Annotated in this window: 28 protein-coding genes; all 28 read right to left on the bottom strand. The window is 65.4% G+C overall.

Annotation, left to right across the window (positions count from 1 at the left end; all coding sequences use genetic code 11):
- Positions 1–27: 27 nt before the first annotated feature.
- The 28 genes from rpsK to rpsJ all read right to left on the bottom strand — a co-directional run bounded on the left by rpsK (position 28) and on the right by rpsJ (position 14,892).
- Positions 28–432, bottom strand: a complete 405-nt coding sequence (rpsK, locus tag OHT01_RS16705) for a 30S ribosomal protein S11 (RefSeq protein WP_006376016.1) — start codon at positions 430–432, stop codon at positions 28–30.
- A 69-nt stretch (positions 433–501) separates the two neighbouring features.
- Positions 502–882, bottom strand: a complete 381-nt coding sequence (gene rpsM, locus OHT01_RS16710; RefSeq protein WP_081218901.1) for a 30S ribosomal protein S13 — start codon at positions 880–882, stop codon at positions 502–504.
- Positions 883–1,099: 217 nt separating this feature from the next.
- The gene (gene rpmJ, locus OHT01_RS16715; protein ID WP_003998809.1) at positions 1,100–1,213 is read right to left on the bottom strand and encodes a 50S ribosomal protein L36; all 114 of its coding nucleotides are present in this window, start codon (positions 1,211–1,213) and stop codon (positions 1,100–1,102) included.
- Between the two features lie 68 nt (positions 1,214–1,281).
- Positions 1,282–1,503 carry a translation initiation factor IF-1 gene (gene infA, locus OHT01_RS16720; RefSeq protein ID WP_003948620.1) on the bottom strand — a complete coding sequence of 74 codons (222 nt, stop codon included), beginning with the start codon at positions 1,501–1,503 and terminating at the stop codon, positions 1,282–1,284.
- Positions 1,504–1,794: 291 nt separating this feature from the next.
- Positions 1,795–2,634 (bottom strand): type I methionyl aminopeptidase, encoded by an 840-nt coding sequence (map, locus tag OHT01_RS16725; protein ID WP_328553955.1) that lies wholly within the window; start codon positions 2,632–2,634, stop codon positions 1,795–1,797.
- 221 nt (positions 2,635–2,855) lie between these two features.
- Positions 2,856–3,512 carry an adenylate kinase gene (locus OHT01_RS16730; RefSeq protein WP_328553956.1) on the bottom strand — a complete coding sequence of 219 codons (657 nt, stop codon included), beginning with the start codon at positions 3,510–3,512 and terminating at the stop codon, positions 2,856–2,858.
- Positions 3,512–4,825 (bottom strand): preprotein translocase subunit SecY, encoded by a 1,314-nt coding sequence (gene secY, locus OHT01_RS16735; protein ID WP_328553957.1) that lies wholly within the window; start codon positions 4,823–4,825, stop codon positions 3,512–3,514. Before secY ends, OHT01_RS16730 begins: the two co-directional genes overlap by 1 nt.
- A 244-nt stretch (positions 4,826–5,069) precedes the next feature.
- Positions 5,070–5,525, bottom strand: a complete 456-nt coding sequence (gene rplO / locus OHT01_RS16740) for a 50S ribosomal protein L15 (RefSeq protein WP_189190330.1) — start codon at positions 5,523–5,525, stop codon at positions 5,070–5,072.
- Between the two features lie 2 nt (positions 5,526–5,527).
- On the bottom strand, positions 5,528–5,710 hold the full coding sequence (gene rpmD, locus OHT01_RS16745) for a 50S ribosomal protein L30 (RefSeq protein WP_055553514.1): 183 nt from the start codon (positions 5,708–5,710) through the stop codon (positions 5,528–5,530).
- A complete protein-coding gene (gene rpsE / locus OHT01_RS16750) occupies positions 5,710–6,315 on the bottom strand; it encodes a 30S ribosomal protein S5 (RefSeq protein ID WP_006376045.1) in 606 nt (201 codons plus the stop codon). The genes rpmD and rpsE overlap by 1 nt, the downstream gene beginning before the upstream one ends.
- Positions 6,316–6,381: 66 nt before the next feature.
- Positions 6,382–6,765, bottom strand: coding sequence for a 50S ribosomal protein L18 (rplR, locus tag OHT01_RS16755; protein WP_060901491.1), 384 nt, complete (start codon positions 6,763–6,765; stop codon positions 6,382–6,384).
- Between the two features lie 3 nt (positions 6,766–6,768).
- Positions 6,769–7,308: a 50S ribosomal protein L6 gene (gene rplF, locus OHT01_RS16760; protein WP_328553958.1), complete on the bottom strand. Its 540-nt coding sequence runs from the start codon at positions 7,306–7,308 to the stop codon at positions 6,769–6,771.
- Positions 7,309–7,332: 24 nt separating this feature from the next.
- Entirely contained in the window at positions 7,333–7,731 is a 399-nt protein-coding gene (gene rpsH / locus OHT01_RS16765; RefSeq protein ID WP_190037509.1) for a 30S ribosomal protein S8, read from the bottom strand.
- A 210-nt stretch (positions 7,732–7,941) separates the two neighbouring features.
- On the bottom strand, positions 7,942–8,127 hold the full coding sequence (locus tag OHT01_RS16770; protein ID WP_003948630.1) for a type Z 30S ribosomal protein S14: 186 nt from the start codon (positions 8,125–8,127) through the stop codon (positions 7,942–7,944).
- A 5-nt stretch (positions 8,128–8,132) separates the two neighbouring features.
- Positions 8,133–8,690, bottom strand: a complete 558-nt coding sequence (rplE, locus tag OHT01_RS16775; RefSeq protein ID WP_328553959.1) for a 50S ribosomal protein L5 — start codon at positions 8,688–8,690, stop codon at positions 8,133–8,135.
- The gene (gene rplX, locus OHT01_RS16780) at positions 8,690–9,013 is read right to left on the bottom strand and encodes a 50S ribosomal protein L24 (protein ID WP_007494760.1); all 324 of its coding nucleotides are present in this window, start codon (positions 9,011–9,013) and stop codon (positions 8,690–8,692) included. Before rplX ends, rplE begins: the two co-directional genes overlap by 1 nt.
- A 2-nt stretch (positions 9,014–9,015) precedes the next feature.
- Positions 9,016–9,384 carry a 50S ribosomal protein L14 gene (gene rplN, locus OHT01_RS16785; protein ID WP_003998823.1) on the bottom strand — a complete coding sequence of 123 codons (369 nt, stop codon included), beginning with the start codon at positions 9,382–9,384 and terminating at the stop codon, positions 9,016–9,018.
- 119 nt (positions 9,385–9,503) lie between these two features.
- On the bottom strand, positions 9,504–9,788 hold the full coding sequence (gene rpsQ / locus OHT01_RS16790; protein WP_037626988.1) for a 30S ribosomal protein S17: 285 nt from the start codon (positions 9,786–9,788) through the stop codon (positions 9,504–9,506).
- Positions 9,788–10,012 carry a 50S ribosomal protein L29 gene (rpmC, locus tag OHT01_RS16795; protein ID WP_003998824.1) on the bottom strand — a complete coding sequence of 75 codons (225 nt, stop codon included), beginning with the start codon at positions 10,010–10,012 and terminating at the stop codon, positions 9,788–9,790. The genes rpsQ and rpmC overlap by 1 nt, the downstream gene beginning before the upstream one ends.
- Positions 10,012–10,431 carry a 50S ribosomal protein L16 gene (gene rplP, locus OHT01_RS16800; RefSeq protein WP_099500627.1) on the bottom strand — a complete coding sequence of 140 codons (420 nt, stop codon included), beginning with the start codon at positions 10,429–10,431 and terminating at the stop codon, positions 10,012–10,014. Before rplP ends, rpmC begins: the two co-directional genes overlap by 1 nt.
- A 5-nt stretch (positions 10,432–10,436) precedes the next feature.
- A complete protein-coding gene (gene rpsC / locus OHT01_RS16805) occupies positions 10,437–11,285 on the bottom strand; it encodes a 30S ribosomal protein S3 (protein WP_328553960.1) in 849 nt (282 codons plus the stop codon).
- The gene (gene rplV, locus OHT01_RS16810; protein ID WP_006604878.1) at positions 11,285–11,632 is read right to left on the bottom strand and encodes a 50S ribosomal protein L22; all 348 of its coding nucleotides are present in this window, start codon (positions 11,630–11,632) and stop codon (positions 11,285–11,287) included. The genes rpsC and rplV overlap by 1 nt, the downstream gene beginning before the upstream one ends.
- Positions 11,633–11,674: 42 nt before the next feature.
- Positions 11,675–11,956, bottom strand: coding sequence for a 30S ribosomal protein S19 (gene rpsS, locus OHT01_RS16815; protein ID WP_024755409.1), 282 nt, complete (start codon positions 11,954–11,956; stop codon positions 11,675–11,677).
- A 12-nt stretch (positions 11,957–11,968) separates the two neighbouring features.
- Positions 11,969–12,805: a 50S ribosomal protein L2 gene (rplB, locus tag OHT01_RS16820; RefSeq protein WP_153289116.1), complete on the bottom strand. Its 837-nt coding sequence runs from the start codon at positions 12,803–12,805 to the stop codon at positions 11,969–11,971.
- A 39-nt stretch (positions 12,806–12,844) separates the two neighbouring features.
- A complete protein-coding gene (rplW, locus tag OHT01_RS16825; protein WP_037626998.1) occupies positions 12,845–13,261 on the bottom strand; it encodes a 50S ribosomal protein L23 in 417 nt (138 codons plus the stop codon).
- A complete protein-coding gene (gene rplD / locus OHT01_RS16830) occupies positions 13,261–13,917 on the bottom strand; it encodes a 50S ribosomal protein L4 (RefSeq protein WP_037627000.1) in 657 nt (218 codons plus the stop codon). Before rplD ends, rplW begins: the two co-directional genes overlap by 1 nt.
- 4 nt (positions 13,918–13,921) lie before the next feature.
- Complete coding sequence (rplC, locus tag OHT01_RS16835) at positions 13,922–14,566, bottom strand: 50S ribosomal protein L3 (protein ID WP_328553961.1); 645 nt, start codon at positions 14,564–14,566, stop codon at positions 13,922–13,924.
- 17 nt (positions 14,567–14,583) lie between these two features.
- Positions 14,584–14,892, bottom strand: a complete 309-nt coding sequence (rpsJ, locus tag OHT01_RS16840; protein WP_003948644.1) for a 30S ribosomal protein S10 — start codon at positions 14,890–14,892, stop codon at positions 14,584–14,586.
- Positions 14,893–14,909: the final 17 nt, after the last annotated feature.

The following is a 14,909-nucleotide window of genomic DNA, read 5'->3' on the forward strand; positions in this document are numbered from 1 at the left end:
CGAGAACGACGACCGAGCGGCCGTGCGTCAGACGCGGCGGCGCTTCGGCGGACGGCAGCCGTTGTGCGGGGTGGGGGTGACGTCCTGGATCGAGCCGACCTCGAGGCCAGTGGCCTGGAGGGAGCGGATCGCGGTCTCGCGACCGGAGCCCGGGCCCTTCACGAAGACGTCAACCTTGCGCATGCCGTGCTCCTGCGCGCGACGGGCAGCCGACTCGGCGGCCATCTGCGCGGCGAAGGGGGTGGACTTGCGCGAGCCCTTGAAGCCGACGTGGCCGGCGGAGGCCCAGGAGATCACGTTGCCCGCGGGGTCCGTGATCGAGACGATCGTGTTGTTGAACGTGCTCTTGATGTGAGCGTGCCCGTGAGCGACGTTCTTCTTTTCCTTGCGGCGCACCTTCTTGGCAGCGCCCTGACGACCCTTGGGGGGCATCTATTTCTCCTACGGGGAGGTGGTCGGTCCTACAGCGAAGACCGCTGATGAAGCGTTGTCCGCTGAGGACTACTTCTTGCCCGGCTTCTTCTTGCCGGCGATCGCGCGACGCGGGCCCTTGCGGGTACGAGCGTTCGTGCTGGTGCGCTGACCGTGCACGGGCAGGCCACGACGGTGGCGGATGCCCTGGTAGCAGCCGATCTCGATCTTGCGGCGAATGTCGCCCTGGATCTCGCGACGGAGGTCACCCTCGGTCTTGATGTTGGCGTCCACGTACTCGCGGATCTTGACCAGCTCCTCCTCGGAGAGGTCACGAACGCGCGTGTTGGGGTTCACGCCAGTCTCGGCCAGCGTCAGCTGGGAAAGGGTCCGGCCGATGCCGAACACGTAGGTGAGGGCGACCTCCACGCGCTTTTCGCGCGGGATGTCAACACCGGAAACGCGTGCCATTCAATGGCTCCAGTTGTCGTTCGGAGGTCTTCCGCAGAACCGGATCCCGCCCGCCGTCGTCCTCCGACCCGAGGGGTCGAGGATTCGGTACGAACCGGGTCCCCGGCCTCCGACCGGGGGTGTCAGGCCTGATGAGACTCAGCCCTGGATCCTGCGTATGAACATGTACTGCTGCGTCGCGCGAAGTATCTGCGGGTGCAGAAGGTGCGGTCGTGCGTCAGCCCTGGCGCTGCTTGTGGCGCGGGTTTTCGCAGATGACCATGACCCGACCGTGACGGCGGATCACCCTGCACTTGTCGCAGATCTTCTTGACGCTCGGCTTGACCTTCATTAGGTGAGGTTCTCCGGGTCAGTGCCACCCCCCGCGCCCCGGAACCGGGACACGGAGCAAGGCAAGATCTACTTGTAGCGGTAGACGATCCGGCCGCGCGTCAGGTCGTACGGAGACAACTCCACCACGACCCGGTCGTCAGGGAGGATGCGGATGTAGTGCATGCGCATCTTGCCGCTGATGTGCGCCAGGACCTGGTGGCCGTTCTGGAGCTCTACCTTGAACATGGCGTTCGGGAGAGACTCGACGACAGTGCCCTCGATCTCGATGGCACCTTGCTTCTTGGCCACGCTTTGCCCTTCGAATCGACTACCTTGATCGACTTCGCGCGAGCGCATGCAGACATGCGGGTGCACGAGAGCCGACGAGTCAGTCTACGTCAGGGCCCCCGGAAAGACGAATTCGCCTCCGGCTCCTTCACCACTCATGACGATGCCCCACCCGTACGCGCGGTATGCGCGAGGGGCGGGGCCGACCGATTGCACGGTTGTCGAGGAAAGGAAGCGGACGGAAAAGCGCCGCATATATCGAACGCGAGATCGATTTCAAGGGATCTCGCGAACGCGGTTGCGGGCGGCGCTTCAGCCCGCGAGGGGGTCGGGTGCCGCCGTGACGCCGTACTCGGCGAGCTTCGCCCTGCCGCAGTCGGGTGCGGTGAGGACCAGCGGCCCCTCCGCCGTCAGCGCCACGGAGTGCTCCCAGTGCGAGGACCAGGTCCCGTCCGTGGTGATCACGGTCCAGTCGTCCTCCAGCACGTCCGTGCGCGGCGTGCCGAGCGACACCATCGGCTCGATCGCGAGGCAGAACCCGGGGACCAGCTTCGGTCCCTTCCCCCGCTTGCGCTCGACGTAGTTCAGCAGGTGCGGGTCCATGTGCATCTCGGTGCCGATGCCGTGGCCGCCGTAGTCCTCGATGATCCCGTACTTGCCGCCGCCCGGCTTCGGCTGCCGGCGGATGTAGGTCTCGATGGCCCGGGAGACGTCCACCAGGCGGTTGCCCACCTTCATGGCCGCGATACCCGCCCACATCGACTCCTCGGTCACCCGGGAGAGCTCGATCAGCTCCGGCGCGTGGCCGGTGCCCACGAACGCCGTGAACGCCGCGTCGCCGTGCCAGCCGTCCACGATCGCGCCGGCGTCGATGGAGATGATGTCGCCGTCCTTCAGGACGGTCTTGTCGTCCGGGATGCCATGCACGACGACCTCGTTGGCCGAGGTGCAGATCGTCGCGGGGAAACCGCCGTACCCGAGGAAGTTCGACTTGGCGCCGTGCTCCGCGAGCACCTTGCGGGCGACCTCGTCCAGGTCCCGCGTGGTCGCACCGGGCACCGCCGCTTCCCGCGTGGCCGCATGGATCGCCGCGACGACCAGCCCCGCCTCACGCATCTTGGCGATCTGCTCGGGGGTCTTGATCTGCACCATGGTGGCTGCGGCCTTTCTGGACCGGGACTACGGACTGCTCCAACGATACGGGGGACTGGACCGACCCCGCCCGGGATCCTGGACCACGCCTCGCGCGGGGCCCTCGCCCCGCTCCCCTCATACGTCGGCCGCGGCACCCGGTGAGGGTGCCGCGGCCGACGCGACGTACTGCTTCACGCACCCCGCGATACGCGTGTACCGCGGAGCCGGTCCCGCACGGACTAGGCGTCCTCGCGGGACAGCGCCTCCATCGCGCGCGCCGTGACCTCTTCCACCTTGCCCAGAGCCAGGATCGTGACGACCAGGCCCTGCGCCTTGTAGTAGTCGATGATCGGCTCGGTCTGCGTGTGGTAGACCTCCAGCCGCGTCCGGACCGTGTCCTCGGAGTCGTCGTCGCGCTGGTACAGCTCGCCGCCGCAGACGTCACAGACGCCTTCCTGCTTCGGCGTCTTGTACGACACGTGGAAGACGTGCGCCGAGTCGTTGCGGCAGATGCGACGGCCCGCGATACGGCGGACCACCTCGTCCTCGGGGACCTCCAGGTCCAGCACCGCGTCCAGCTTCATGCCCTCGGAGCTCAGCATCTCGTCGAGCGCCTCGGCCTGCGAGACGTTGCGCGGGAAGCCGTCGAGCAGGAAGCCGTTCTCCGCGTCGGGCTGCTCCATGCGGTCCTTGGCCATGGCGATGGTGACCTCGTCCGGTACCAGTTCGCCCTTGTCCATGTAGGACTTCGCCAGCTTGCCGAGCTCCGTCTGCCGCGAGATGTTGGCACGGAACAGGTCGCCCGTTGAGATGTGCGGGATCCCCAGATTCTTGGCGAGGAACGCGGCCTGCGTTCCCTTCCCGGCACCGGGCGGCCCGACGAGGACGATTCGCATCAGCGGAGGAACCCTTCGTAATTGCGCTGCTGAAGCTGACTCTCGATCTGCTTCACAGTCTCCAGGCCGACACCCACGATGATCAGGATGCTGGTACCGCCGAAGGGGAAGTTCTGGTTCGCATTGAAACCAACCAACGCCACTGTCGGTACGAGAGCGATGATCCCCAGATACAGCGAACCCGGCCAGGTGATCCGGTTGAGTACGTAACTGAGGTACTCAGCCGTCGGCCGACCAGCCCGGATGCCCGGGATGAAGCCACCATACTTCTTCATGTTGTCGGCTACTTCCTCGGGGTTGAACGAGATCGCCACGTAGAAGAACGCGAAGAAAACGATCAGAAGGAAGTACATCGCGATGTAAACCGGGTGGTCACCCTTGGTCAGGTTCTGCGTGACCCACGTTTTCCACCCGGAGTTGCTCTTCGAGAACTGGGCGATCAGGCTCGGAATGTAGAGCAGCGACGAGGCGAAGATGACAGGGATCACACCTGCCTGGTTGACCTTCAGCGGAATGTAGGTCGAAGTGCCGCCGTAGGAACGGCGACCGATCATGCGCTTCGCGTACTGGACCGGAATCCGGCGCTGCGCCTGCTCGACGAAGACCACCAGGCCGACCATGCACAGTCCGACCGCGATGACCGTGCCGAACTCGATCCAGCCACCGGCCAGCTTGCCCTGGATCTTGACGGTCCACAGCGCGCTCGGGAAGGTCGCGGCGATCGAGATGAACATGAGGATCGACATGCCGTTGCCGATGCCGCGGTCGGTGATGAGCTCACCGAGCCACATGACGACGCAGGTACCGGCGGTCATCGTGATGACCATCGTGATGGTGGTGAAGATGGACTGGTCCGGGACGATCTGGTTCGCCACGGGGCAGCCCGAGAAGAGGGCGCCGCTGCGGGCGGTGGCCACCAGGCCGGTGCCCTGCAGGATGGCGAGGGCGACCGTCAGATAACGGGTGTACTGCGTGATCTTCGCCGTCCCGGCCGAGCCCTCCTTCTTGAGGGCTTCCAGTCGGGGGATGACCACGGTGAGCAGCTGAAGAATGATGCTCGCCGTGATGTACGGCATGATGCCCAGCGCGAAGATGGTGATCTGCAGCAACGCGCCACCACTGAACATGTTGATCAGGCTGAACAGCCCGCGGTTCGTGTCTGCCATGTTCATGCACGACTGGACGTTCTTGTAGTCCACGCCGGGGATCGGAATGTGGGTACCGACCCGGTAGACCACGATGATGCCGAGCGTGAAGAGCAGCTTCTTGCGCAGGTCGGGCGTCCTGAACGCCCGGGCGAACGCGGTGAGCACGGTGCCTCCTGCGACCCCCGCGCTACTGCGTCAGAGGTGACGGTCTTGAGGTTCGACGGATGACTGACAGCTAACCAACAGTCAAAGCCCGCCCGGAGTTCCCGTAAGGCACGCCGGACGAAAATTAACAGTGCAGGCCACCTTACCGGCGACACTGCCCCCCTAGGAACGACCAACCGGGGATGCCCCTTTTGTGGGGCATCCCCGGTCGGGATCGTTCAGGTCATCGAGACGCCTGATGAAATCAGACGAGCTCGGTGACGGTACCGCCGGCGGCGGTGATCTTCTCCTTGGCGGAGCCGGAGACGGCGTCGACCGTCACCTGCAGCGCCACGGAGATCTCGCCCTGGCCGAGGACCTTGACGAGGCTGTTCTTGCGAACGGCACCCTTGGCGACGAGACCCTCGACGGTGACCTCGCCACCCTCCGGGTACAGCGCGCCCAGCTTGTCGAGGTTCACGACCTGGAACTCGGTCTTGAACGGGTTGCGGAAGCCCTTCAGCTTCGGAAGACGCATGTGGAGGGGCATCTGGCCACCCTCGAAGCGCTCCGGAACCTGGTAGCGGGCCTTCGTGCCCTTGGTACCACGACCAGCCGTCTTACCCTTCGACGCCTCACCACGACCGACACGGGTCTTCGCGGTCTTGGCGCCCGGGGCGGGACGGAGGTTGTGGATCTTGAGCGGGTTGTTTTCCGCCATGATCAGTCGACCTCCTCGACCGTCACGAGGTGGCGGACGGTGTGAACCATTCCGCGGAACTCGGGGCGGTCCTCCTTGACGACCTGCGTGTTGATGCCCTTGAGACCAAGGGAACGCAGGGTGTCACGGTGGTTCTGCTTGCTGCCGATGTACGACTTCGTCTGCGTGACCTTGAGGCGAGCCATTACGCACCCGCCCCGGCACGTGCACGAAGGAGAGCCGCGGGGGCGACGTCCTCGAGGGGCAGACCACGGCGAGCCGCGATCTCCTCGGGACGCTGCAGGCCCTTGAGGGCCGCCACGGTCGCGTGCACGATGTTGATCGCGTTGGAAGAACCGAGCGACTTCGACAGGATGTCGTGAACGCCGGCGCACTCCAGGACAGCTCGCACCGGGCCACCGGCGATAACGCCGGTACCGGGGGAGGCAGGCTTGAGCAGGACGACGCCCGCGGCCTTCTCGCCCGTGATCGGGTGCGGGATGGTGCCCTGGATACGGGGGACCTTGAAGAAGTGCTTCTTGGCCTCTTCAACACCCTTGGCGATCGCGGCCGGCACCTCCTTGGCCTTGCCGTAACCGACACCGACGGTGCCGTCACCATCGCCTACCACGACAAGCGCGGTGAAGCTGAAGCGACGACCACCCTTCACAACCTTGGCGACGCGGTTGATCGCGACAACGCGCTCAACGTACGCGGTCTTCTCGGCGGCAGCAGCGCCGCCGTCACGGCCCTTCCGGTCCCGCCGCTCGCCGCCACCGGCACCGCTTCCACGGCGCTGGGGTCCAGCCATTGGATTACCTCTCTCTTTTTCCGCTAGCTACGCAGCGACAATCAAGTCGCTAGCGCGACGGGCGACTCAGAACTTGAGTCCGGCTTCGCGGGCGGCGTCCGCCAGGGCGGCGATGCGCCCGGCGTACTGGTTGCCACCACGGTCGAATACGACAGCCTCGACACCGGCGGCCTTGGCGCGCTCGGCGACCAGGGCGCCGACCGACTTCGCCTGAGCCGACTTGTCGGCCTCGCCACCGCGGATCGTGGTGTCCAGGGTCGACGCCGACGCGAGGGTGTGACCCTTAACGTCGTCGATGACCTGGGCCACGATGTGACGGTTGGAGCGCGTCACGACCAGGCGCGGACGCTCAGCCGTACCCGAGATGTGCTTACGGATCCGGATGTGACGACGCTTGATGGCAGCACGCTTGTAAGCGTCGCCCTTAGCAATCTTGACACCGTATGCCATGGCTTACTTACCCGCCTTTCCGACCTTGCGCCGGACGACTTCGCCCTCGTACTTGACGCCCTTGGCCTTGTACGGGTCGGGCTTGCGCAGCTTGCGGATGTTGGCCGCAACCTCGCCGACCTTCTGCTTGTCGATTCCCTCGACCGAGAAGTGCGTCGGGTTCTCGACCTTGAACGAGATGCCCTCGGGCGCCTCGACCGTGATCGAGTGGCTGTAGCCGAGCGAGAACTCCAGGTTGGAGCCCTTCGCCAGGACGCGGTAACCGACACCGCTGATTTCGAGCTTCTTCACGTAACCCGTGGTCACGCCGGTGATCATGTTCGCCACCAGCGTGCGGGACAGGCCGTGGAGGGCCTTGTTCTGACGCTCGTCGTTCGGGCGGGTGACGTTCAGAACGCCGTCCTCGCCCTTAGCGATATCGATCGGCGCCGCAATGGTGTGAGAGAGGGTGCCCTTGGGACCCTTCACCGCAACCGTACGGCCGTCGATGGTGACGTCCACGCCGGCGGGAACCGTGATGGGGAGCTTGCCAATACGCGACATAGCTGTTTCCTCCGTTCCCTTCCGCTACCAGACGTAGGCGAGAACTTCTCCGCCTACGCCCTTCTTGCCGGCCTGCTTGTCGGTGAGGAGACCGTGCGACGTGGAGATGATCGCCACGCCGAGGCCGCCAAGCACCTTGGGCAGGGAGGTGGACTTCGCGTAAACCCGGAGACCGGGCTTGGAGATCCGCTTGATGCCCGCGATGGAGCGCTCACGGTTCGGGCCGAACTTCAGCTCGAGAACGAGGTTCTTGCCGACCTCGGCGTCCTCGACCTTCCAGCCCGTGATGAAGCCCTCCTGCTGGAGGATCTCCGCGATGTGCGACTTGATCTTGCTGTGCGGCATACCCACGGTGTCGTGGTACGCCGAGTTCGCGTTACGCAGACGCGTCAGCATGTCCGCGATCGGATCAGTCATGGTCATGAATTGGCCTTCGGCCTCTCTCGCCGGGGTTTCCTGTATGCGCCATCCCTCTCCCCACTCATGGGCGGGACGGGTGCGGTGCGGGGACCTACGGCGTAGTAAGTCGTCTGGGCGTCAGGCGCCCAACCCTCCTAGCCTAAGCCATGGAGAGGTGGGCACCTGACAGAGCCCTTTACTTACCGAGAGTCCTGGATCCCTGAATTACAGGGACTACCAGGAGCTCTTGGTTACGCCCGGCAGCTCGCCACGGTGAGCCATCTCACGAAGGCAGACGCGGCACAGGCCGAACTTGCGGTACACGGAGTGCGGACGACCGCAGCGCTGGCAGCGCGTGTAGCCACGCACACCGAACTTGGGCTTACGAGCAGCCTTGGCAATCAGAGCCTTCTTCGCCATCTCGCTTACGCCTCCTTGAAGGGGAAGCCGAGGTGACGAAGGAGCGCGCGGCCCTCAGCGTCGTTGGTCGCCGTGGTCACCACGGTGATGTCCATACCCCGGGTGCGGTCGATCTTGTCCTGGTCGATCTCGTGGAACATGACCTGCTCCGTGAGACCGAAGGTGTAGTTGCCACGGCCGTCGAACTGCTTGGGGGACAGACCACGGAAGTCGCGGATGCGCGGAAGCGCGAGCGACAGGGTGCGGTCCAGGAACTCCCACATGCGGTCGCCACGGAGCGTGACGTGGGCACCGATCGGCTGACCCTCACGCAGCTTGAACTGCGCGATGGACTTGCGGGCCTTGGTGACGGCCGGCTTCTGACCGGTGATCGTGGTGAGGTCGCGAATCGCGCCGTCCATCAGCTTGGAGTCGCGGGCGGCGTCGCCCACACCCATGTTGACCACAATCTTGACGAGGCCCGGGGTCTGCATGACGTTCTCGTAGGAGAACTCTTCCTGCAGCTTGCCCGCGATCTCCTCGCGGTACTTCGTCTTGAGACGCGGAGTCGTGGTGGTAGCCATCAGATGTCCTCACCCGTCCGCTTGGCAACGCGGATCTTGTTGCCCTCGTCGTCGAAGCGGTAACCGACGCGCGTGACGACCTTGTTGCCGTCCTTCTCAACGACCAGCTGGACGTTGGAGACGTGGACGGGCGCCTCGGTCGTGACGATGCCACCGGCCTGCGAACCCTTGGCGGTCGGTCCGGCCTTCGTGTGCTTCTTGACCCGGTTGACACCCTCGACCAGGACGCGCTCGTCGCGCGGGTAAGCGGCAATGACCTTGCCCTGCTTGCCCTTGTCCTTACCGGTGATGACCTGAACCAGGTCGCCCTTCTTGATCTTCATGCTTACAGCACCTCCGGCGCGAGCGAGATGATCTTCATGAACTTCTTCTCGCGCAGCTCACGGCCGACGGGGCCGAAGATACGGGTGCCACGAGGGTCGCCGTCGTTCTTCAGAATGACGGCGGCGTTCTCGTCGAAGCGGATGTACGAGCCGTCCGGACGGCGGCGCTCCTTGACGGTGCGAACGATGACAGCCTTGACGACGTCACCCTTCTTCACGTTGCCGCCGGGGATCGCGTCCTTGACGGTGGCGACGATGACGTCACCGATGCCCGCGTAGCGGCGACCGGAGCCACCGAGCACACGGATGCAAAGGATTTCCTTCGCACCAGTGTTGTCGGCGACACGCAGTCGCGACTCCTGCTGGATCACGTCTATCTCCTGTTTGTCTGCCGGTTCCCGGGGCGGGACCGTCTGTGACGGTCCCGCCCCGAGCCTGGCGGAACGAACCTGAGGGGCCCCCAGGAATTTCTTCCAAGGGCCTCAGGAAATTACTTGGCCTTCTCGAGGATCTCGACGATGCGCCAGCGCTTCGTCGAGGACAGCGGCCGGGTCTCCATCAGGAGGACGCGGTCGCCGACGCCGGCGGCGTTCTGCTCGTCGTGGGCCTTGAGCTTGCTGGTACGGCGGATGACCTTGCCGTACAGCGCGTGCTTCACGCGGTCCTCGACGGCGACGACGACGGTCTTGTCCATCTTGTCGCTGACGACCAGACCCTCACGGGTCTTGCGGAAACCGCGGTCGGTCTTCTGCTCAGTCACGTTGCTCTCGCTCATCAGGCGCTCTCCACCGTCTCGATGCCCAGCTCGCGCTCACGCATCAGGGTGTAGATCCGCGCGATGTCCTTGCGGACGGCCTTGAGCCGCCCGTGGTTCTCGAGCTGACCGGTCGCCGCCTGGAAGCGGAGGTTGAACAGCTCTTCCTTGGCTTCGCGGAGCTTCGCGAGAAGCTCCTCGTCACCCAGTTCGCGCAGCTCGGACGCCTTGGTACCGGCCGACATCACGCTTCACCTGCCTCGCGCTTGACGATCCGGCACTTCATCGGCAGCTTGTGGGCTGCGCGAGTGAGGGCCTCACGGGCGATCTTCTCGTTGGGGTAGGACAGTTCGAACATGACCCGGCCCGGGTGCACGTTCGCGACCCACCACTCGGGGGAACCCTTACCGGAACCCATGCGGGTCTCGGCGGGCTTCTTCGTGAGCGGGCGGTCCGGATAGATGTTGATCCAGACCTTGCCGCCACGCTTGATGTGGCGGGTCATCGCGATACGAGCGGCCTCGATCTGGCGGTTCGTCACGTACGCCGGCGTGAGGGCCTGAATGCCGTACTCGCCGAACGAAACCTGCGTACCGCCCTTGGCCTGACCACGGCGCTTCGGGTGGTGCTGCTTGCGGTGCTTGACCCTACGGGGGATCAGCATGTCGGTCAGGCCTCCGTTCCGGTGCTCTCAGCCGGAGCGGCAGCGGCGGCGGGAGCCTCGGCCTTGGGGGCCTCGGCAGCCGGCGCGGACTGCTGCTGCGGCTTGCGGCCGCGGCCGCCACGCTCGCCACCACGGCCACCACCACGGGCCGGGCGGTCGCTCGCGCCGCCGCCACGGGCCGGGCGGTTACCCGCACGGGCAGCGGCGTTCTCGGCGCGGACCTCGGCGATGTTCTTGACGTCGCCCTTGTAGATCCAGACCTTCACACCGATACGGCCGAAGGTCGTCTTGGCCTCGAAGAAGCCGTAGTCGACGTTCGCGCGGAGCGTGTGCAGGGGCACACGGCCCTCGCGGTAGAACTCCGAGCGGGACATCTCGGCGCCGCCGAGGCGGCCACCGCACTGGATCTTGATGCCCTTGGCGCCGGCCTTCATCGTGCCCTGCATGCTCTTACGCATGGCGCGACGGAAGGAGACGCGGGAGGACAGCTGCTCGGCAACGGCCTGGGCAACCAGCTGAGCATCGGTCTCGGGGCTCTTGACCTCGAGGATGTTCAGCTGGACCTGCTTGCCCGTGAGCTTCTCGAGGTCACCGCGGATGCGGTCGGCCTCGGCGCCACGGCGGCCGATGACGATGCCCGGACGCGCGGTGTGGATGTCCACCCGCACGCGGTCACGGGTGCGCTCGATCTCAACCTTCGAGATACCGGCGCGCTCCATGCCGGACGACATCATCCGACGGATGGCGACGTCTTCCTTGACGTAGTCCTTGTACAGCTTGTCGGCGTACCAGCGGGACTTGAAGTCCGTGGTGATGCCGAGCCGGAACCCATGCGGGTTAACCTTCTGGCCCATTACCGGGTTCCTTCCTTGCTGCTGACGACCACGGTGATGTGGCTGGTCCGCTTGCGGATCCGGTAGGCACGGCCCTGGGCACGCGGCCGGAACCGCTTCAGGGTCGGACCCTCGTCGACGTAGGCCTCGGAGATGACGAGGCTGCCGGCGTCGGTGTGGTCGTAGTTGTGTGCGGCGTTGGCAATGGCGCTGTCAAGCACCTTGCCGACCGGCACGCTCGCGGCCTGCGGGGCGAAACGCAGGACCGCCTGAGCCTCCGTGGCATCCATGCCACGGATAAGGTCCACCACTCGGCGGGCCTTCATGGGCGTAACGCGGATGTACCGCGCCTGGGCCCTGGCTTCCATGGTTGTCCTTCCAGTGTCTGTCATGGTCGATTCCACCCCGCGTTAGCGGCGCTTCGACTTCCGGTCGTCCTTGACGTGACCCCGGAAGGTGCGCGTCGGCGAGAACTCGCCGAGCTTGTGGCCGACCATCGACTCGGTGACAAACACCGGGATGTGGGTCTTGCCGTTGTGCACCGCGATCGTGTGGCCGAGCATGGCCGGGATGATCATCGAGCGACGGGACCAGGTCTTGATGACGTTCTTGGTACCGGCTTCGTTCTGTACGTCCACCTTCTTTACAAGGTGTCCGTCGACGAAGGGTCCCTTCTTGAGACTGCGCGGCATCTAAACCCGCTCCTAGCGCTTCTTGTTCGTCTTGCGGCGGCGGACGATGTACTTGTTCGAAGCCTTCTTCGGCGAACGAGTACGACCCTCCTTCTGACCCCACGGGGAGACCGGGTGGCGACCACCGGAGGTCTTGCCCTCACCACCACCGTGCGGGTGGTCAACCGGGTTCATCGCCACACCGCGGACGGACGGGCGAACGCCCAGCCAGCGCTTACGGCCGGCCTTACCCCAGTTGATGTTGCTCTGCTCGGCGTTGCCGACCTCGCCGACCGTGGCGCGGCAGCGCTGGTCGACCAGGCGGATCTCACCGGACGGCATGCGGAGGTGGGCCATGGTGCCCTCCTTCGCGAGCAGCTGCACCGAGGCACCGGCGGAGCGGGCGAACTTGGCGCCGCCACCGGGACGGATCTCGATCGCGTGGATCGTGGTACCGACCGGGATGTTGCGGAGCGCCAGGTTGTTGCCCGGCTTGATGTCGGCCCCGGGACCGTTCTCGACGCGGTCACCCTGCGACAGGTTACGGGGGGCGAGGATGTAGCGCTTCTCGCCGTCCGCGTAGTGAAGCAGCGCGATGCGCGCGGTGCGGTTGGGGTCGTACTCGATGTGCGCGACCTTCGCCGGCACGCCGTCCTTGTCGTGACGACGGAAGTCGATCACTCGGTAGGCGCGCTTGTGTCCGCCACCCTGGTGGCGAACGGTCACACGACCGGAATTGTTACGGCCGCCCTTGCTGTGCAGGGGGCGAACCAGCGACTTCTCCGGCGTGGACCGCGTGACCTCGACGAAGTCGGCGACGCTGGAGCCACGACGGCCCGGCGTAGTCGGCTTGTACTTGCGGATTCCCATTTCTCAGTCCTCGTCCGATATTCGGACCAGGGCACTCCGTTAGGAGGCCTGGCCGAAGATGTCGATACGGTCGCCCTCAGCGAGGGTCACGATCGCGCGCTTGCTGTCGGCACGCTTGCCGAAGCCCGTCTTGGTGCGCTTGCGCTTGCCCTGACGGTTGATCGTGTTGACCCCGGTGACCTTGACCGAGAAGACCGCCTGGACGGCCTGCTTGATCTGGGTCTTGTTGGCCCGCGGGTCCACGACGAAGGTGTACTTGCCCTCGTCGAGCAGCGCGTAGCTCTTCTCCGAGACGACCGGCTTGAGGAGGACGTCACGGGGATCCGTGAAGCTCTTGCTCAGCGGGGTCTCGACGGTGTTCTTGCCTTCGGCCTCGTGGCGCTTCGCCTTGGCGACGCGCGCGGCCTTGGCGGCCTTGGCGGCCTTCGAGGCAATGCTCGGGTGACGCGTAGCCATCAGGCTTCGCTCCCTTCGGTGTCAGCGGCCTGGGGGCCAGACACGAAGGACTCGAAAGCGGCCTGGGTGAAGACCACGTCGTCCGAGACGAGAACGTCGTACGTGTTGAGCTGGCCCGGCTCCAGGATGTGGACCTGGGGCAGGTTGCGCGCGGAAAGCAGCGCGGCCTCGTCGGAGCGCTCGATGACCAGGAGCACGTTCTTACGCTCGCTGACCTTGCCGAGGAAGCTCTTCGCGGCCTTGGTGGAGGGGGTCTCGCCCTCGATCACGCCGGTGATGACGTGGATGCGAGCGTTGCGGGCCCGGTCGGTGAGGGCGTGGCGCAGGGCCGCGGCCTTCATCTTCTTCGGGGTCCGCTGCGAGTAGTCACGCGGGGTGGGGCCGTGGACGACGCCACCGCCGGCGAACTGCGGCGCGCGGGTCGAACCCTGACGGGCGCGGCCGGTGCCCTTCTGGCGGTAAGGCTTGCGGCCACCACCACGGACCTCGCCACGACGCTTGACCTTGTGCGTGCCCTGACGGGCCGCGGCCAGCTGCGCGACGACAACCTGGTGAAGCAGCGGGATGCTGATCTTCTCTACATCGAAGATCTCGGCCGGGAGCTCTACGGTCCCGGCGGTGTCGCCGGAGGGCGACAGAATGTCAATGGTGCTCATGTCCTCAGGCCCCCTTGGCCGCGGTACGGACCAGGACGAGGCCGCCGTTCGGACCGGGGATCGCTCCCTTGATGAGGAGCAGGCCCTTCTCCGCGTCAACGGCGTGAACGGTCAGGTTCTGGGTGGTGACCCGCTCGTTGCCCATGCGGCCCGCCATGCGGACGCCCTTGAACACACGGCCCGGGGTGGCACAGCCACCGATGGAGCCGGGGGAGCGGTGCTTGCGCTGGACACCGTGACCGGCGCCGAGGCCCTTGAAGTTGTGACGCTTCATGACACCGGCGAAGCCCTTGCCCTTGCTCTTGCCGGTCACGTCCACCTTGATGCCGGCCTCGAACACCTCAGCGGTGATCTCCTGGCCGAGGGTGTACTCGCTGGCGTCAGCGGTACGGATCTCGACGAGGTGGCGGCGGGGAGTGACGTCGGCCTTGGCGAAGTGACCCTTGAGGGGCTTGTTCACCTTGCGAGGGTCGATCTCGCCGAAGGCGATCTGGACCGACTCGTAGCCGTCGATGTCGTTCGTACGGACCTGGGTCACGACGTTCGGGCCGGCCTTGACGACGGTGACGGGAACAACACGGTTGTTCTCGTCCCACACCTGCGTCATGCCGAGCTTCTCGCCCAGGATTCCCTTGATCTGCTTAGCCATTCTCAGATCACCGATCCCTAGAGCTTGATCTCGATGTCGACACCGGCCGGGAGGTCGAGTCGCATCAAAGAGTCAACGGTCTTGGGCGTGGGGTCGAGGATGTCGATGAGGCGCTTGTGCGTGCGCATCTCGAAGTGCTCGCGAGAATCCTTGTACTTGTGCGGCGACTTGATGACGCAGTACACGTTCTTCTCAGTGGGCAGCGGCACCGGGCCCGCGACCGACGCACCAGTGCGCGTCACCGTCTCGACGATCTTCTTCGCCGACGAATCGATGACCTCGTGGTCGTAGGCCTTGAGCCGAATGCGGATCTTCTGTCCCGCCATGGCTACTCAGTAGTCCT

Source organism: Streptomyces sp. NBC_00358 (assembly GCF_036099295.1).
Taxonomy (GTDB): Bacteria; Actinomycetota; Actinomycetes; order Streptomycetales; family Streptomycetaceae; genus Streptomyces.

Bases quoted from the DNA above. Each gene is read 5' to 3' on its own strand.
- rpsK (WP_006376016.1), bottom strand. From the start codon at position 432: ATGCCCCCCAAGGGTCGTCAGGGCGCTGCCAAGAAGGTGCGCCGCAAG.
- rpsM (WP_081218901.1), bottom strand. From the start codon at position 882: ATGGCACGCGTTTCCGGTGTTGACATCCCGCGCGAAAAGCGCGTGGAG.
- rpmJ (WP_003998809.1), bottom strand. From the start codon at position 1,213: ATGAAGGTCAAGCCGAGCGTCAAGAAGATCTGCGACAAGTGCAGGGTG.
- map (WP_328553955.1), bottom strand. From the start codon at position 2,634: ATGGTGCAGATCAAGACCCCCGAGCAGATCGCCAAGATGCGTGAGGCG.
- OHT01_RS16730 (WP_328553956.1), bottom strand. From the start codon at position 3,512: ATGCGAATCGTCCTCGTCGGGCCGCCCGGTGCCGGGAAGGGAACGCAG.
- rplO (WP_189190330.1), bottom strand. From the start codon at position 5,525: ATGGCGGAAAACAACCCGCTCAAGATCCACAACCTCCGTCCCGCCCCG.
- rpmD (WP_055553514.1), bottom strand. From the start codon at position 5,710: ATGGCTCGCCTCAAGGTCACGCAGACGAAGTCGTACATCGGCAGCAAG.
- rpsE (WP_006376045.1), bottom strand. From the start codon at position 6,315: ATGGCTGGACCCCAGCGCCGTGGAAGCGGTGCCGGTGGCGGCGAGCGG.
- rplR (WP_060901491.1), bottom strand. From the start codon at position 6,765: ATGGCATACGGTGTCAAGATTGCTAAGGGCGACGCTTACAAGCGTGCT.
- rplF (WP_328553958.1), bottom strand. From the start codon at position 7,308: ATGTCGCGTATTGGCAAGCTCCCCATCACGGTTCCCGCCGGCGTGGAC.
- rpsH (WP_190037509.1), bottom strand. From the start codon at position 7,731: ATGACCATGACTGATCCGATCGCGGACATGCTGACGCGTCTGCGTAAC.
- OHT01_RS16770 (WP_003948630.1), bottom strand. From the start codon at position 8,127: ATGGCGAAGAAGGCTCTGATTGCCAAGGCTGCTCGTAAGCCCAAGTTC.
- rplE (WP_328553959.1), bottom strand. From the start codon at position 8,690: ATGGCTACCACCACGACTCCGCGTCTCAAGACGAAGTACCGCGAGGAG.
- rplX (WP_007494760.1), bottom strand. From the start codon at position 9,013: ATGAAGATCAAGAAGGGCGACCTGGTTCAGGTCATCACCGGTAAGGAC.
- rpsQ (WP_037626988.1), bottom strand. From the start codon at position 9,788: ATGAGCGAGAGCAACGTGACTGAGCAGAAGACCGACCGCGGTTTCCGC.
- rpmC (WP_003998824.1), bottom strand. From the start codon at position 10,012: ATGTCGGCCGGTACCAAGGCGTCCGAGCTGCGCGAACTGGGTGACGAG.
- rplP (WP_099500627.1), bottom strand. From the start codon at position 10,431: ATGCTGATCCCCCGTAGGGTCAAGCACCGCAAGCAGCACCACCCGAAG.
- rpsC (WP_328553960.1), bottom strand. From the start codon at position 11,285: ATGGGCCAGAAGGTTAACCCGCATGGGTTCCGGCTCGGCATCACCACG.
- rplV (WP_006604878.1), bottom strand. From the start codon at position 11,632: ATGGAAGCCAGGGCCCAGGCGCGGTACATCCGCGTTACGCCCATGAAG.
- rpsS (WP_024755409.1), bottom strand. From the start codon at position 11,956: ATGCCGCGCAGTCTCAAGAAGGGACCCTTCGTCGACGGACACCTTGTA.
- rplB (WP_153289116.1), bottom strand. From the start codon at position 12,805: ATGGGAATCCGCAAGTACAAGCCGACTACGCCGGGCCGTCGTGGCTCC.
- rplW (WP_037626998.1), bottom strand. From the start codon at position 13,261: ATGGCTACGCGTCACCCGAGCATTGCCTCGAAGGCCGCCAAGGCCGCC.
- rplD (WP_037627000.1), bottom strand. From the start codon at position 13,917: ATGAGCACCATTGACATTCTGTCGCCCTCCGGCGACACCGCCGGGACC.
- rplC (WP_328553961.1), bottom strand. From the start codon at position 14,566: ATGGCTAAGCAGATCAAGGGAATCCTGGGCGAGAAGCTCGGCATGACG.
- rpsJ (WP_003948644.1), bottom strand. From the start codon at position 14,892: ATGGCGGGACAGAAGATCCGCATTCGGCTCAAGGCCTACGACCACGAG.